Source organism: Izhakiella australiensis (genome assembly GCF_002006995.1).
GTDB lineage: Bacteria > Pseudomonadota > Gammaproteobacteria > Enterobacterales > Enterobacteriaceae > Izhakiella > Izhakiella australiensis.
The window spans coordinates 169,265-186,018 of sequence record NZ_MRUL01000001.1 but is presented as its reverse complement, the minus strand read 5'-3'; the positions used below and the strand labels follow the sequence as shown (position 1 = coordinate 186,018).

At 52.7% G+C, this 16,754-nt stretch carries 8 protein-coding genes; all 8 read right to left on the bottom strand.

Annotated features, from left to right (window positions below; genetic code table 11):
* Positions 1–59: 59 nt before the first annotated feature.
* The 8 genes from BTJ39_RS00795 to BTJ39_RS00760 all read right to left on the bottom strand — a co-directional run bounded on the left by BTJ39_RS00795 (position 60) and on the right by BTJ39_RS00760 (position 16,728).
* Positions 60–6,500 carry a S8 family serine peptidase gene (locus BTJ39_RS00795; RefSeq protein WP_078000762.1) on the bottom strand — a complete coding sequence of 2,147 codons (6,441 nt, stop codon included), beginning with the start codon at positions 6,498–6,500 and terminating at the stop codon, positions 60–62.
* Positions 6,501–6,529: 29 nt separating this feature from the next.
* Complete coding sequence (locus tag BTJ39_RS00790) at positions 6,530–7,051, bottom strand: DUF5625 family protein (protein ID WP_078000761.1); 522 nt, start codon at positions 7,049–7,051, stop codon at positions 6,530–6,532.
* 235 nt (positions 7,052–7,286) lie between these two features.
* Positions 7,287–8,702, bottom strand: a complete 1,416-nt coding sequence (locus BTJ39_RS00785; RefSeq protein ID WP_078000760.1) for an HlyD family type I secretion periplasmic adaptor subunit — start codon at positions 8,700–8,702, stop codon at positions 7,287–7,289.
* 81 nt (positions 8,703–8,783) lie between these two features.
* Positions 8,784–10,940 carry a type I secretion system permease/ATPase gene (locus BTJ39_RS00780; protein WP_078000759.1) on the bottom strand — a complete coding sequence of 719 codons (2,157 nt, stop codon included), beginning with the start codon at positions 10,938–10,940 and terminating at the stop codon, positions 8,784–8,786.
* 412 nt (positions 10,941–11,352) lie between these two features.
* Positions 11,353–12,978, bottom strand: coding sequence for a glycoside hydrolase family protein (locus tag BTJ39_RS00775; protein ID WP_078000758.1), 1,626 nt, complete (start codon positions 12,976–12,978; stop codon positions 11,353–11,355).
* Positions 12,979–13,071: 93 nt separating this feature from the next.
* On the bottom strand, positions 13,072–14,433 hold the full coding sequence (locus BTJ39_RS00770) for a PTS transporter subunit EIIC (protein ID WP_078000757.1): 1,362 nt from the start codon (positions 14,431–14,433) through the stop codon (positions 13,072–13,074).
* Positions 14,434–14,708: 275 nt separating this feature from the next.
* Positions 14,709–15,566: a tagatose-bisphosphate aldolase subunit KbaY gene (gene kbaY, locus BTJ39_RS00765; RefSeq protein WP_078000756.1), complete on the bottom strand. Its 858-nt coding sequence runs from the start codon at positions 15,564–15,566 to the stop codon at positions 14,709–14,711.
* Between the two features lie 13 nt (positions 15,567–15,579).
* A complete protein-coding gene (locus BTJ39_RS00760) occupies positions 15,580–16,728 on the bottom strand; it encodes an SIS domain-containing protein (RefSeq protein ID WP_078000755.1) in 1,149 nt (382 codons plus the stop codon).
* Positions 16,729–16,754: the final 26 nt, after the last annotated feature.

Below are 16,754 nucleotides of genomic sequence, written 5' to 3'. Positions count from 1 at the left end.
AAATATACGCTGGGGCTGATGAATAAAACCCGTGATGTTCCATCACGGGCCTCCGTCAGTTAATGCCAGTTAGCAGCTAGTACCGGTTCAGGATTTTGTCGCGCAGCATCAAAAAACGTACTATGAGCAGAGGCTGGTGCAGCAAAGGAAGCCATAGCCTGCACAAGCCTTTCGACATCACTGTCAAATAACGTGTTGTTATCCCCGGAAACGATTCGACTGGGTCGTTCATGTTCACTGGCATACCAGTTATGCAGATTGACCTGCTGCCCGCTGCCAGTCACAGAAATTTGCAGATCTGGTCCTTGCTGTTGGAACCACAGGCTATCGGGACGGATATCTGAACCGAAATACAGTGTTCCCATATCGCCATTGAACTCGACATCGTTAACACCATGACCAACCATCAAATCCGACATGCTGCCGCTGATGGTAATATCATTATCACCATCGCCGACGCTCACTGTGGACATGTCTCCGCTGCTGGTGATGATATTGTTACCATTCCCGGTAGTGACCTCCGACATAGTTCCGCTGTCGATAATATCATTATCACCATTTCCCAAACATATTTTTGCCATCGATCCGGAACTTCTAATAATGTTATCGCCATGTCCTGAATTTATTTTCGCAAATGTACCACTGGCGGTGATAGCGTTGTTACCATCACCACCCGTTATTGTGGTCGAAGAGCCTTCAGAGTGTATGACATTATTACCATCGCCAACAGTTATCTTTGATGACTGACTATCGGTAATATTATTATCACCATTTCCAAAAACAATTTCTCTGGAATAGCCAGTATTATGAACTAAATTATCTCCATCCCCTACCGTCAGTTTATTAAAATCACCATCAAGCTGATTATTTCCATTCCCCAGTGTAATATCGGAAAAGCTACCCGTGACGGTGATATTGTTATTCCCATTGCCCGCCACTACTTTATTGCTAAATGCAGAAACAATAACAGTATTGTCCCCTTCACCGAGATCGGTACTGGCAAATGAACGATCCAGTGTCAGCGCTCCGGCATCATCACGCTGGGTCGGTATGGTTTCGCCTGGTTTTTTCTCCGATGTATCTGGTGTTAACGGTCGCCACTCGGGGATAGGATGTGAAAAATCAATATGTGGAATCCTGACCGGTTCAACTTTGATGGGGTCAAATTTGACTGGTTCGATGTCAAAAATATCACTGTCAATATCAGGCAGAGGGTGACGTTCGAAAGGATCGACGTTAACCGGCTGAGGCTCCCATCCGGCGGGTTCAACGGATGGATTAATGTCATCCTGCATACTTACCGACGGAACGGGTGCAACCTTATCCGGAGAAGGTTGCGCAAAGAGAAAATCTGTTGCTGCTATTTGCGATATTTCCAGCGTATCCAGATAAAGCAAATTCACTTCTGGTCCGTCACCGTCGGTGTTTTTCAGTATGACATCCAAGCCATGAATCTGTGACAGCCCGTTGATAGTTCCACGATTGGTTTGCTCAATTTTTAACTGGTTAAAATCGGTGATCCCCGTCTGACGCAAGTCGATCTTATCAACCCCGTGGCGGAAACCTCGCAGCGCATTTTTATAATTGCTGGTGCCGGGCTGGGCCGACACCACAAAAATATCGGAAGGTGCCCGATCGTGGCGATAGACGGTGCCATTCAAATCGAATGTCAGCTGTCCCTGCGCGTTACTGCTGAGCATGACGCCTTTGCCACCGCCGTTAAGAATAACCGTTCCCAATCCTTCCTGTGGACGCAACGCTTCTGCGTCGCTGCTGGTATAGCTTATCGGCGCGGTCAGCGATTGCTGAAATAGGAAATTATCGGCGCTGAGACCGTCAGCATGCTGGTTTTTCAGGGTGATGCTTTGTCCGTTGCCTAACCCAACATTTACATCATGACCTTGCTGAGTCAGCAGAAGATCGTCAAAGTTTTTTCCGGCAAAACCAATCAGATCGATAACTTCCCCACGAGCGGCCTCAAAGTTGCTGATTACATCGCTGCCGGCTTCACGCCGATGGACGATAAAAAAGTCTTTCCCCGTCCCGCCTGTCAGCCTGTTGCTGCCCCGGCCGCCGTCCAGTAATGCATCCTCGCTGCCGGCGATAAGGGTATCATCGCCGTCTCCGGTGATAATATTTTGAATATCGCCCGGGTGCTTAATGGTTAACGCCGCGCCGCCAATCGTTGCTTCGCCACTCAGTAAATTGACCGAAGTTGCATGCGACACCGCAGCGGCATTCAGGGTGTTTCGCCCGCCCGCCGTGCCATTGACCGCATCATCCAGTTCCATACGTCCGGCCTGTGCTACCACCGCCTCAATGTATTCATCGGTATAAAAGTAAGTATCATCCGGCGAACTTTTACTGCCATACAAACGCAACGCCCAGCCATTTAAAGTCACCGGCTGGCCCGATGCCGCATCGCTCAGTTCCAGCGTCCAGTTACCTGCGGAACTTTCACCAAAATCGTGTGTTGACATAAAGCTATATTTAAAGCTTCCTGAACGGCTGCTGCCCATGTCGCTGGCATCCGCTCCCGGCGATCCATCAGGAATTTTACCCTGCCGGTTCAGTAATAAACTCTCCGTACCCTGCGGAGAAATTAGTTTAAGGGTTAGATCGCCCAGGCAGCCAACGTCGGCATCAAAATCAATTTCAAGATGCTCAACGTTCAGCCCGGCGTTCATCAACACAGAAGAAGATAGCGTTTCGCCCGCCGTCAGTTTTTTGCCCGACAGACCGCCGGAAGCGCTGTAGACGTATTCATTATCGGCCGTGCTTTGCGTCATCCAGGCCTCAGACAGCCGAACGGCGGCGCGGGCGTCGACTTCACCAAAGCCATAATCATTGCTGGTATGCATTCCGCCGCCATTCCAGTTGCGGCCGCCGTTATCCTGCCAGCCCGTGCCGGGATCGTTAATCTTGTGCGCCGAAAGCGCCAGAATCTGCTGCACGTCGCGATACCCCAGATTGGGATTAGCTTCCAGCATCAGCGCGACAATGCCGGAAACGATGGGTGCGGCAAAACTGGTCCCCTGCATAGTGGAATAATCATTGCCAAAGGTCGACCCACGGTCGGTTTCCAGCATATGGCTGGTTGAGACGACATTGCTACCCGGCGCGGAGACCAGCAGGCTGGCCCCGGGATTAGAAAACGGCGCCGAACCTATTTGTAACGTCGATAAATCGCCCCGGGCGTTAATGGCGCCCACCTGCACAGAAAAACGGTTGTTGCTGGTCAGCGAGCCTTGCGCGTTGCCACCGGTTGCCCGCGCGTTCCCACCAGCAGCGACGATCACGGTTCCTAATCCACCGCGACCGTTAGCCGCCGCATACTGCGCATTCAGACCGAGCGAAGCGGCAGTATCCACGCTGCCGTCAGGAAAGTTACTAAGCGCAAAATCCTCGGTAAATCCCCAGCTGTTATTGGCAATGTCGAAATTTACCATATGCCCCAGCCCGGCAAGATCAGCGCCATCATTGGCAAGGTAATAGCCCCCCAGCGAGGCATCATAGGCCACACCGACGCTGCCGCTGTTATTTTTCGCTGCTACCATAACGCCGGCGACCATCGTGGCGTGGTTGGAGACCAGCTCCGGCAAAGTGCCGTTTTCCCGTTCGGCCTGCAACCAGGTTTTATCAACACTGGCAGCCAGATCGGGATGGGCAATATCGAAGATTTCAGGGGCGGTGGCAAACTGGCCGCCCGGCTCGAACTGGCCGATTCGCACGCCTTTACCGGTAAAGTCTTTCCATACCGGCAGGATGTTAGCATCGCTTAAATACCATTGATTCGCCGCCAGCGGGTCAAGAGGCACTTCGGGGGTTAACAGCGTGACGCCTGCACGCATTGGCGCGGTCTGCCCGCTGTTCAGGTCCATCACCGACGCTGAAATATTTCCGACGGCGTCTGCCACACCGTATTTAAAGCTCAACAGACCGGTATATTGTGCATCCGGCGTGAACAAGACATCGCCCTGAGCCGTAAGGCTCACCTCTCCGCCGGTAGCATCGCCAACGCCAGCGATATGCAAATCGCCCTGACTATTCAGACGCTGATCGTTAGCCAGCAGGCTCTCAGCGGCGATCAGATGACTCCGGTTGCGGTCGAAAGCGTTCCCCGATTTATCCCTGGTCAGCACGTCTGATACCGGCATCGCGGCGGAGGTTTGCAGGTCAACCGCCGAGATATCGGCGAAATTCAGCTTCTGAATATTTTTCAGCGTAACGGTGCCGTCTCGCCCGGCGATCTTATCCGCTATCTGGTATCCACTGTCAGTCCGGGTAATGGAGTATTCACCGTGATTGCCGTGCAGGGTGACCAGATTAATGCCGCCATCACCGTCAATGATTGCGTTGCCATGTCCAACTTCAATAACATCATCGCCATAGCCGCCAAAGATCTTGTCGTCGCCACCGCCGGCGTGTATCACGCTGCCGCGTTCTGAAGCATAAATGGTATCGCCTTGTGGTCCGGCGTAGATGACCGCGTTACCGCTGCCGCCGACAATGGTGTTGTGACCGCTGCCGCCGACCAATACGTCGTTACCCATGCCGCCAACCAATAAGGAATTACCGGCACCGCCTTTAATAAAGACCCCCTTCTGGCCGCCACTGCGAATAATATCATCACCGCTTCCCCCTTCAGCAAGGGTCAAACCGGCAGCGGCCATGTTCAGCTCAACGCCACGATTACCGACGATGATTGCCGTATCGTGCCCGCCGTTACCGTGAATATTACCGGCATCATCAGAAGCGCTGATAACAAAAACGTCATCGCCGCTGCCGCCAATATAGGTGTTGCTTCCCGCCCCGCCAACCAGCCAGCTGCCGCTGTCAGCGGCGATTAAGGTATCATCGCCGCTGCCGCCATACAGATTGTTGACGCCCAGAATGCCTGCGTTCAGCGTTTCTCCGCTATCGCTCTGGCTGGCGTAGGCGGTGGTGGTGGTGCCATCTATGGTTGAAACCACCCGCGTCCCTTTGCCCTCTGCGTTCAGCAGGTTACTCACCGGGTCGCCAAGAAACTCCACCGCCAGCGCCTGCTGGGTTTTCCCGTTGATGGTGAAAGTGCCGCTGGCCACTACCCGATTACCCTCGCGTATGTCGTCGGTGTCACTGAAGTGCAGGCTAATCTGGTCGATCCCCAGGCCAGCAAGGGTTTTCAGTTCTCCGGCGTTAACCTGCCCGTCATGGGAACTGTCGACCCATACCCGCAGCTTGTTCCAGATCGGGTCATCGCGATCGATAACCCCGTCCCGGTTAGCATCTTCGCTGGCCAGCGCCGCGAAAACATTGCGGTATTTTGCCTCGCCAGCCATGCCATTGACGCCGGCCTTACCGCCGTAGTATTCAGAAAACATCCGGCTGATGTCTTTTACCTGCCCGCTGCCGTCATCAATCACCAGCATGCCAGTCCGGCGATCCGCCCAGCCGCTGCGCTTCAGGGTGCCGCTGTGGTCGGTGTCAAACAGTACGCCGTTACGGATATCCGTCATATGCACCCCCTCACCGTCCAGATCCAGCAGCAGCGGATCGACATAGGTATTAAAGGTGCTCATCGCTGACAGACCGTTGAGGGTGGCCGCGTTTTGCAGGCTGAAATCAGGATTGTGGAGGCTGTAATCGTGATTCACAGCATCCGGCGTCAGATAGTAATCCGCCAGGTAGCTGGCGGGCTTCACGTTGGGATCAAGCTGCATTTCCCCCGGACGCACGCCACCGGTGGCAAGGCTTGCCATCTGACTGGCCACGAAATCGGTTTTATTGAGGATATCGCCGGAGGCCACTATTTTGTGGGTGGCTGAGTTCTGGATATAGCCATTGGCGACATCCTGCCGGGCCTGGTCTTCATCCTGAATATGACGTTGCGGCTGCGGCGAAGGGTCGATATCAATATGAATCAGGCTGCTTTTATCATTCGGCGGTGAAAGACGCTCCTCAGGGGAGAGCCACAGACAGGCGGGCAGCCCATCCTCTTCATAATATTCACCGTGACGCGTCAGATTATCGCGAATAATCTGCGCGCCCTGATATTTGAGCATATTGTGTAACAGCTGGATATTACTGGCCGGCACCAGTCGCCCCTGATAATCACTGCGATTGTAGCCAATGACCTCCAGCGATTTAAACGCAAAGTCCACGCAGCTATTGGTCAGCAGACGATAGCGTGTGGCATCGAAGCCGGCTATTTCCGGGTGTTCAGAGAATTTGCTTAGCCTGTTGTACTGCTCCTCGGTCAGCCTGATGGTGAATTCAGCGGCGGTCTGCTGATAGGCTGCATCATCAAAGGTGGTGACATTACCATCGCCGCGCATTTCGCCGTATCTGGACTCAAAGCCGTAGCTTTGCTGCTGATGCCCATCGCTGAGAACATACCACATATGGCCGCCGCTGGAGGCATGCTCATCGCCGGCTTTATGCTTTGCTTTATCTTCCTGATAAATATATCTGCTTCCCATTGAAGCGACTTTATAGGTAACGCTGTAATTCCTTTTCATCCTTGTTTCTCCTTAGTACCTACCCTTTGTCAGATTTTCGGGTCGTAATTACTGACGTGAAAATATGTCTCAATGCCGGCAAACTGCGGCCGGGCTTCCAGAACCGTCAGGCGCGCCGAATAGTGCCCCGCAGGCAGCCACGGCGAAATAATATTGCGTATTGCTGAGTTTATATTTACGCCGTTATAGTGCGCCGACATCGTTCCCTGGCTGCCCACTGCGTTAAATTGCTTGTCCATAAATATCCGCCCGTCTTTTATCAGCCGCAGCGCCACCGGCGTGGCAACGCCCGGTTTATAAATCCTCCCGTATAATTCAAAGCGCCGGTTCATTTCTTCCAGCTCTTCACCGGTATAAAACAGCAGACAGAACTGGTAGCCGCCGCTGGCGATGACATCAAAATCAACGCTGACGCTTTGACCCGCCTGCGTCACGTCGACGGGCACCGAGATATTGACGTGATCATCGCAGGCCGCCAGGCCGCAGCACAGCAACAGCGGAAGCAGCAGCCGGCGGACGCCAGCCAGCGCCGTCAGATAAAGCGCTTTCATGACGAGACCTCCTCTGTCGGGAAAACTTCGGTGCCGGAGCATATTCTCACCGTCGGGCCAGTATATTCAGCGCCCGGCGGAGCGGTGGTACAGGTAACGCAGTCATTCCTTTTCATCCTTGTTTCTCCTTAGTAACAGCCCGTTATCAGATTTTCGGGTTGGAGTAAAAAAATACCCATCCTCTTACCAAATTCTCACTTCCGATAAACCGCCTCACAGAGTGATTTCGAGCGTTTCATCGTTCGCGCAGGCTCTCATTTAACGACTGCTGGAGTGGGCTCAAGAAGTAATCGATCACCCGCCGCTGGTCAGTTTTGACTTCAGCCGTCACCCGCATTCCGGGAGAGAGCGCCACGCGCCGGCCATTAATTTGCAGAGAGTCGGATTTCAGGCGAATACGACAGCTGTAGATGAGCCCTCGTTTTTCATCCTCAATGGCATCGTTCGACACGCTGAGTACTTCGCCATCAATAGTGCCGTAACGGGTAAAAGTGAAGGTTTCCACTTTTACTGTGACCGGTTGTCCGACGTGGACGAATCCCACATCCTTATTCTCCAGCATCGCCTCAACCTCGACTGGTTGACCGGCAGGAACGATAACCATTAACGCTTGTGCTGGTGTTACCACGCCACCGACGGTATGAATAGCCAGCTGTTGCACCGTACCTGCTACCGGCGCTATGAGACGGGTAAGCGTTTGCTGATAGAGGGCCTTTTCCAGCTTTTGCTGGCTAATATCGGCTTTTTGATTTGCCTCCTGTAGCAGGTCGAGCATCGAACGACGGTTCTGCGCCACTGCCACCAAGCGGCGGCGGCGGGCCTCTTCCCGGGCGGCGGCATATTGCAAAACGCTGGCCTGTTGCACGCTTAGCTGGCGCTGAAGCTCCAGACGGCGCTGTTCTTTTTCCAGATATTCATGGTGTGATATATAGTTTTTTTTCAGCAAACGTCGGTAGTCTTCTGCCAACCTGACGGCAATCGGCAGCGTTTGCTGCAGGCTGGCGACCTGTGCTTCTGCGGACTGAATTTCAGCATTGCGCTGCAGTATTTCAGCATCGATAAGTTCCAGGCTGCTTCGGTATTCCTGATATTGCCCGTCGAGCCAGCGCTGAGCGCTAAGTATTTGCGCTTGGCTGGCACCATCAAGCCTGGGAATTAATGCTGCAGGCGGCCGCTGCTGATTAATCGCCTCCAGCATGGCGGATCCGCGAGCAATATCGATACGCGCCGCCAGCAGCTCGCTGCGGATTTGGTTAATGTCGGCATTCGCCGCCGTGGCATCAAGTTCAACCAGCAGATCGCCCACGTTAACGGCCTGCCCGTCGTTAACGTGAATGGCTTTGACTACTGCGGTTTCACTGGATTGAATCAGCTTAGTTTTGCCGTCAGGCACGATCTTACCTGATGCGACAGCCACGATTTCAATCTGACCAATGCACGCCCAGAGCAGCGCCAGTAAGGCAAACCCCATAATGCCCCAGATAAAAACTCGGGGAGCAGGATGAACCGGCGTTTCCTGTAATTCTAATGCCGAAGGTAAAAACTGTAGCTCATGTGGCAGACGCGGCGGTGTATCCATACCCTTACGTTGACGCCATGCCTGAAACAAAACAACGCGGTAACGCTGTAATAGCGAAGAAGTTGCGCTCATATAAAATAATCATCCTTGATACAGTCTCAGTCTATCCGTTATGCAGTGACATCCCCCGCCGATCCGGGCAAATGAAAAATCTCAGCCTTGCTGCATGCGGTACAGACGGGAATAGAGGCCATCATCGCGCCCAAGTAATTCCTGATGGCTGCCCTGCTCAACAACCTGCCCACGGTCCATCACCAAAATACGATGAGCATTGCGCACCGCTGATAGTCGATGCGCAATGATAATCACCGTTCGTCCCTGACAAATTTGCCGCATATTCTGCTGAACCAGTCGTTCAGACTCGTAGTCCAGCGCACTGGTTGCTTCATCAAAAATTAAAATCCTCGGGTTACCCAATAGCGCCCGGGCGATAGCCAGCCGTTGCCGCTGCCCGCCTGAAAGTGAAGCGCCGTGTTCTCCGACAAGGGTGTCATAACCTTCGGGCAATTCCTGGATAAATTCGTGTGCGCCAGCCATGCGTGCAGCGTGCATAACTAATTCAAGCGGCGCGCCAGCATCACTCAAGGCAATATTTTCACGGACAGTGCGGTTGAACAGCATATTATCCTGTAATACCACGCCAATCTGCCGACGCAGAGATGAGACATCGGTCAGCGCCAGGTCGAATCCATCGACCATGACTTTTCCCCGTTCAGGAACATAAAGACGTTGAAGTAAACGCGTCAGCGTACTTTTACCTGAGCCAGAACGCCCGACGATGCCAACAATTTCACCCGCGCCAATTGTCAGGCTGACGTCACGCAATACTTCACTGCCATCGGTTCGATAACGAAAATATATCTGTTCAAAATCTATTTTCCCGCGCAGGGGCGGCAGGCTGCTACGTGCTGTCTGAGATAATTCAACAGGATGATTAAGAATATCGCCTAACCGCTGCATTGAGATGCCGGTTTGCTGAAAGCTGGTCCACAGCTGCGCAAGTCGCATTACCGGACCGCTAACGCGACCGGCCAACATATTAAATGCTATCAGTTCACCGACAGAAAGCTGCCCGTCAATCACCAGACGAGCCCCCAGCCATAGCGTGGCAACGGTAACCAGCTTGCCGATCAGTGAAACGCTTTCATTCGCCAAAGTAGAAAGGGTCTGCGTTTTGAATCCCGCAGCGACATACTCCGCCATCTGGTTGTCCCATTTGCGTACAAATTGTGGCTCAACCGCCATTGCTTTTAGGGTATCGATGCCATTTACCGTTTCGACAAGAAACGCCTGGTTTTCAGCACCGCGGTTAAAGTTATCCTGAAGACGCTTACGCAATAGGGGGGTCACCAACATCGAAAGCAAAATATACAGAGGCAGCGACAAGATGACGATTAAAGTCAACCAGCCGCTATAGCAGAACATCACCAGGATAAACACCACGGAGAAGAGTACATCCATTATCAGGGTAATGGTGTTACCAGTAAGAAAACTGCGAATATTCTCAAGCTCGCGAACGCGCGCGACAGAATCACCAACGCGCCTGGCCCGAAAATAAGCCAATGGCAGATTAATCAAGTGTCGAAATAGCCCGGCCCCCAGCTCTACATCAATCCGGCTGGTAGTGTGAGAAAAGACATAACTACGTAATCCACTCAGAGCTGATTCAAACAGCATAATGCCTAACAGTCCGGAGGCTATTACGTCCAGCGTTGTCAACCCGTGGTGAACTAACACCTTATCCATCACAACTTGAAAAAATAGCGGAGTTAGCAGAGCAAACAGCTGCAAGAAAAACGATCCCAGTAGCACCTCTCCTAATAACTTTCGATATTTAACGATGGAGGGAATAAACCAGGTAAAGTCAAAACCAGCAGCGGAACCTGAGAATGACTTAGCCGATCGTATTAGAACCAACTGCCCGGTCCAACGCTGTTCAAGCGTATCAAAATTAATAATTTCGGCGCGCGCTGAATGTGGTTCCTGGATCAGAAGCCGGTTATTTTCGACACGAGCAAGAATAAAAAAGGTACCGTCCTGGTTGCAAGCAATGGCAGGTAATGGCGTGCTTTCAAGCCGCTCTGATGTCGTGGAAACCGTCCGCGCTTTTAATCCTGACTTTCGGGCCGCCAGCAATAACTCAGGCAAACCGACAGCACTATCAGCGCTGGCAAACTCATGAGAAAGCTGTTCAACAGAAACGAATATATTATGAAATCGTGCCAACATTGCCAAACAAATCAGCCCGGAGTCCCGCTCATAAGAGGTTTTGTGCGATTCACTGTTCTGTGTATCCGTTTGTTTTTCCATAGCGCATCCATGCTATTTACGTACGTTATCATTTATCAGACCATGCAGCGCGGTAACCTCTCCTGTGAAGTTATTTATCCGGCCTGTCGCGACCTAATTAAGTCAAAATAACCACTTAGATTACGACGTTCACATCTGCTACGTATATCGACTTCAATATATTAATTCAGTGCCAAAATTGACTGACGTCAGTTAAGCCAAAAACGAATTCATCGTTATAAATAAAATTAATTAAGGATAGTTAATTTAATTACCTGATGATGACCAAATTCATGTGAGCAGGCATTTTTTGAATAAAATTAAGATTATGTCAAGAAAAATATAGAAATTACAAAATGTAACCACTAAGGCCGATATAAGCTCAAATAGAATAAATTCATACAGTTACATTTTTTCATTCAGGTTTATTGTCTTATATATCCCTGCCATCCTTAAATCCCGGACCTCCCGCCGCCATATAACCACGGCTGCGGCCGTTTTCATCATCGGCAATCCAGAAAGCATACAGACGGGCGTTATTCAGCCAGAAGCGAATGCGTAGATTTGGCGCCTGCCTGATGGTGTTATGCGCCTTCCAGCGGATCTGCATTTTGGTGGCGTCAACCTGGACAGGAATGCAGGATTGCCGCTCATAGCCAGGCCAGGGGTTGCCGTTATCGTCAATAAGTTCAGCGCTGAGCTCTCCCGCCGCGGCATCGCAGTTAACAAACAGGTAATCGCCCTCGTACTCCAGCGCTTTGGTGAGCACAAAGCCGTCCTGCTGTTTTGCGCTCAGCGAGCAAAAGCCGTCACGCCGCATTTTTGCCAGTCCGAGGTTACCGCCAGAGTATTTATGGCTGCCGAAATTGGGTGACTGGCCGGAAAAGAACGAGACATAGAAATAGATTTCGTCGCCAACCACCAGGCAGATACCGTTCGGCGAATGGGCGTAGCCGTAATCAAAAGCGCCCTTTTCGCGCGAGGACGAAATAAAATTGCTGTGTACCGGACGATGCCAGTGAAAACCATCACGACTGAAGGCAATTTTCAGATCGTTTATTTTCGGCATTTTGGTCAGCTCGCAAATATTATTTGGCGGCCCCATAAATACGCTGAACATTCCCAACATCAGGCTTTCATAGGGCGTGGCGTCCAGATTATAAATCTGAGTGTAATAGCCCAGCTGCGGGTCGGGGAAGTCGAAAATATCGGTTCGCGACCAGAACTTAATGTCCTGCGCTTTCCAGTTACTGCCGGTAAAGAATTCGGGCGTTTCGAAATAGCCCCGGGTGCGGATTCTTGAATCCAGTGCTGAAAAGGTACGCAGGCTAAACACCCATTTTTTGGTAAACGGATTATAGAAAAACGTGGTGTTATCGCCGCTTTTTCCGGCCTCACCAACCTCCGTCCAGTTAATGCCATCGGGCGACTTGTAGAGCAGGATCTTTTCATCCGGCGCAACCGAGTCCGGGTTGTCATGGGCGTGTTTCGGCTTGCGATGGTAATATTTAATCTCCTGATCGAACTGGCGAAAAAACACCATCATCTTGTAGCGCTCGTCAGGGTCGGACGCCGCGTAGTCGAGCCATAGCGCCGAGCCGTCTCTGAGCCGCCCTTTCACCGCCGGCAAAACCCGTTCATCCTGGCGGTCAGGATAGATTTCATGCAGCCTTTTCCAGTGGATACCGTCATCGCTTTCCGCATAGCCAATGCCGTCGAACCAGCCGGCGTGGTACCACATTTTAAATTTATTATCGTGGTCGTCGTAAAACAGCCCGTCATTGAACGGGCAGGCGCAGGTGCAGAAGCCATCGTTCATTTCCAGCGGCGTTTGCGGTTCGAACACTGGCTGCGGCAACAGCTTCGGCTGATGAAACTCGCGCGTCAGCGTACTGCTTTCAATAAGAAAATCATCAACAAACAGCTGTCTGCCGAGGGTGATATTCACCACCGGCGGCGGGTTATCCAGGTAAGCCACCGCCAGCGGCTTATCTAACGTCGTTTCCACGTTGGCCGGCGGCCAGGGCTGCGCTGTCTCCAGATTGTTGTAAAGCTTCATAAAGATCCTGGATATCGATTATAGGAGTATTCAGTTGTCAGGCGCCGGCGACAGGAGCGCTGGCAAAGCCCGCCTGCCTGCTCTGGCTTCGGTCTATTCTTCCGACTTAAAAAACAGCAGCGTCATAATGAATGCCACGGCAAAGCCGGTCAGCGAGGCGAGCAGGTAATTAATCAGCTGACCGTTCATATACAGCAGCGCGCCCGGCACCGAGGTAATCGACATGCCGGTTCCCTGCAGATGCAGGATCGAAGCGACCATGCCGCCGATAGCGCCGCCGATACAGCCAAAAATAAAGGGTTTAACTAAGCGCAGATTGATGCCAAAAATAGCCGGTTCGGTAATACCAAGGAATGCAGGGACCACGGACGAAAAATAAAGCGCGCGTTTCTTTTTATCGCGGGTCTTGAACGAGACCGCCAGCGCCGCCGCGCCCTGGCTGGTTATCGCCATCGAAACCAGCGCATTGAAGGCGTTTGAACCGGTCTTAGCCAGTAATTCCACCTCAAGCGCTTTAAAGGTATGGTGCAAGCCGGTGATGACCACCGCCTGATCCAAGCCGCCGATTACCAGCCCGTCAATGCCATAGGGCAGCGTCAGCAGGGTGTTGGCACTGTCCACCACGAAGACTTCAACGTAGTGCATCAGCGGGCCGATGATAAACAGTCCCACCAGCAGGCTGATAAGCAGCGTGAGAAAAGGCGTGACGATAAGATCCAGCACGTCAGGAATAATGCGGTGCAGGCGGATTTCCAGCTTCGCGGCGATAATGCTCAGGCACAGCGCCGGCAGAACCGATCCCTGATAGCCCAGCACCGGGATATTTAACCCTAAAAGATGAAAATAGAGCGGCTGCGCGCTGCCGGCCGCCACCTGATAGGCATTGGGTAAAACCGGCGAAACCAGCATCAGGCCGATGACGATGCCAATCACCGGCGAGCCGCCAAAGCGTTTTACCACCGAGTAAGCGATAAGCACCGGTAAAAAAGCAAATGCCGTATCCGTCAGGACTTTGGTGAACTCCATCCAGTCCGCAGGAAAAGTCTGCCCAAGACTCAGCAGTAAGCCTCGTAGCCCCATAAACAGGCCGGTTGCCACCAGCACGGGAATAATTGGCACAAAAACATCGCCCAGCGTTCTGGAAAGCTTCTGTAGCAAGGTCATGCGCTGCAGACGCTCTTTTTTCTGCCATTCAGCCTCAACCTGCTGGCCGAAGCGCTCCTGCATCGCCTGAAAAACCTTATTGACCAGGCCGGTGCCGAGTACGATCTGGTACTGACCGGCTGAGTAAAACTGCCCTTTCACCCCGTCGATAGTCTCAATCGTTGCTTCATCGACCAGCGCCCTGTCCGCCAGCATCAGCCGCAGCCGCGTTGCACAGTGCTCAAGTAAAACGATGTTTTCTGTTCCGCCAACAGCATCAAGTATTTCACTGGCTACATCTGCTTCACGCATGGTAAGTACCTGGTCCAGGATTGTTTTAATTTTGTTCAGCCTATGCTGGAACCGGTTCCACAGAAAGTTAAATTGTAGAAAAAAAGGACATGGGTCACACATATTTTATTCGCGGCGAATAGCCATAATGGCGGCAGATTTCCGGCCTGGTTTAATCCAGTAAGCGCCTGATGGCGTCGTAAAAGGAGGGGCAGTGCCAGACAGAACAGAGCAGGGCTGATAACCCCATACGGCTATCGGTTATCAGCCCCGCCCTGTTTTACGAAAATGGCGCCTTAAATAGCTTTGCCTTCAGCGCCGCAGACGATGACTTTGCTGCGCACCACGTCTTTCATCGCGTCCATGCCCGCACGCAGGTAGTAGCGGGGATCGTTGCCCTGCGGATTGTCGGCAAACCAGGTTTTTACCGCCTCCGCGAAGGCGATTTTCAGCTCGGTAGCGACGTTGACCTTACAGACGCCCAGCGCGATGGTGCGCCGTACATCATCATCCGGCACGTCGCTGGCGCCGTGCAGCACCAATGGCACGTCGACGACCTGGCGGATCTCCTCCAGGCGCTGAAAATCAATTTTTGGCCGTTTGGTGTACAAGCCGTGCGCGGTGCCGATAGCCACTGCCAGGCTGTCGACGCCGGTGAGTTCCACAAAGCGGCGCGCTTCCTCGGTGTCGGTTAAAAACGCGCTTTCTTCATCGACATGCATATCATCTTCCAGCCCGCCAAGCCGACCCAGTTCGGCCTCCACGCTGCAATCGTTCGCGTGGCAAAAATCCACCACCGATTTGACCAGACTGACGTTATCGCTAAATTTCAGGCTGCTGCCGTCTATCATCGCGCTGCGCACCCCGGCATTAACTTTGCGACGGATATCGTCGAGGGATTCATGGTGATCGAGATGGAGCGCCAGCGGCATGTTATAACGCGTGGCAAAGGCGCTGCACAGGGCGTAGATCTCGGTAAAGCCGATATGCTTAAAGGTGCCGGGCGTACCCGCCAGGATCACCGGTGATCTCATTTCCGAGCACACTTCCAGAATAGCCTGAATGGTTTCGGCATTGTGGATGTTGAACGCCGGAATCGCATAGCCGCCAGCCTGTGCGCTCTGCAGCAGATACTTCGTTGAAATGATTCCCATTTTTTAATCTCCCTTACGCCTGCCATGGGTGAATAACTACGCCTTGCACCACGCGGTTTACCGTACCGTTTGCCGAGGGGCTGTCCGGCGTGATACCGGCTTTCAGAGATTCAGCTAAGGCGAATATCTGGGCATATAGCAGGAAGCAGAACGCCAGTTGAGGATCGTTAAATTCCTGAGCCTGAGGCAATAAGATATGTGGCCCGGCCACGATGACCTCGTCGCTTTGCGCGGAGATTGCCAGCACGCGCATTGCCAGATCATCGCGGCGTAATTCAGCCAGCAAATCTAAATCGTAACGTCGCGTATAGGGGTCGCTGGAGATGAATACCACCACCAGCGTTTCGTTATTTACCAGCGACTTCGGCCCGTGACGAAAACCGGTTGGGGAGTCGTAAAAGGCGGCGAGTTTACCGGCGGTAAGCTCCAGAACCTTCAGGGCCGACTCACGCGCTACGGCCTGCAAGCCGCCGCTGCCAAGATAAACCACGCGCTTCCACGGCAGCTCGCCAAAGACGCCCTGCCTGAAATCGTCAAGTCCCTGTAACAGGGTCTGACAGCTGTCAGCCACCGCGCTAAAGGTGCGACGGTTAAAGGCCTCGCCGGCGAAAACCGCCAGGCAGCTGAGCATCATGGTGCTAATGCTGCTGGTCATGGCAAAGCCGCGATCGTGGGTTTCCGGCGGCATCAGCAGCGCAAAAGTATTGCCGCAGCGTTGCGCATTGGTGTACAGGCTGCCGGCTTCATTACAGGTAATCACCAGGTGATAGCATTCCGTAACCAGCTGATTAGCCAGCGCCACCGCGGCCACACTTTCCGGGCTGTTACCGGAACGCGCAAACGAAACCAGTAAAAGCGGCTGTGCGACCTGTAAATAGTCCAGCGGATTGGTGACCAGGTCGGTGGTGGCAACCGCACTAAAGTTTTTTGCACTGCATCGTGCCAGCCACGGGGCGATCATATCGCCAATAAAAGCGGAGGTGCCGGCCCCGGTCAGCACGATGCGCAGATTATCTTTCGCCAGCAGAGGCGTCAGAAACGCGTCCAGCTGCTGACGACGATTATCAATGTTAGTCAGGGTAGTCAGCCAGCTGGCAGGCTGCTGGCGGATCTCTTCTTCAGTCCAGGTTCCGGTAACGGATACAGCGTTAGCTCCAGGCATAATTCAGTCCTTAGTTGGGCGAAATC

Bases quoted from the DNA above. Each gene is read 5' to 3' on its own strand.
- BTJ39_RS00775 (WP_078000758.1), bottom strand. From the start codon at position 12,978: ATGAAGCTTTACAACAATCTGGAGACAGCGCAGCCCTGGCCGCCGGCC.
- BTJ39_RS00780 (WP_078000759.1), bottom strand. From the start codon at position 10,940: ATGGAAAAACAAACGGATACACAGAACAGTGAATCGCACAAAACCTCT.
- BTJ39_RS00790 (WP_078000761.1), bottom strand. From the start codon at position 7,051: ATGAAAGCGCTTTATCTGACGGCGCTGGCTGGCGTCCGCCGGCTGCTG.
- BTJ39_RS00785 (WP_078000760.1), bottom strand. From the start codon at position 8,702: ATGAGCGCAACTTCTTCGCTATTACAGCGTTACCGCGTTGTTTTGTTT.
- BTJ39_RS00770 (WP_078000757.1), bottom strand. From the start codon at position 14,433: ATGCGTGAAGCAGATGTAGCCAGTGAAATACTTGATGCTGTTGGCGGA.
- BTJ39_RS00760 (WP_078000755.1), bottom strand. From the start codon at position 16,728: ATGCCTGGAGCTAACGCTGTATCCGTTACCGGAACCTGGACTGAAGAA.
- BTJ39_RS00795 (WP_078000762.1), bottom strand. From the start codon at position 6,500: ATGAAAAGGAATTACAGCGTTACCTATAAAGTCGCTTCAATGGGAAGC.
- kbaY (WP_078000756.1), bottom strand. From the start codon at position 15,566: ATGGGAATCATTTCAACGAAGTATCTGCTGCAGAGCGCACAGGCTGGC.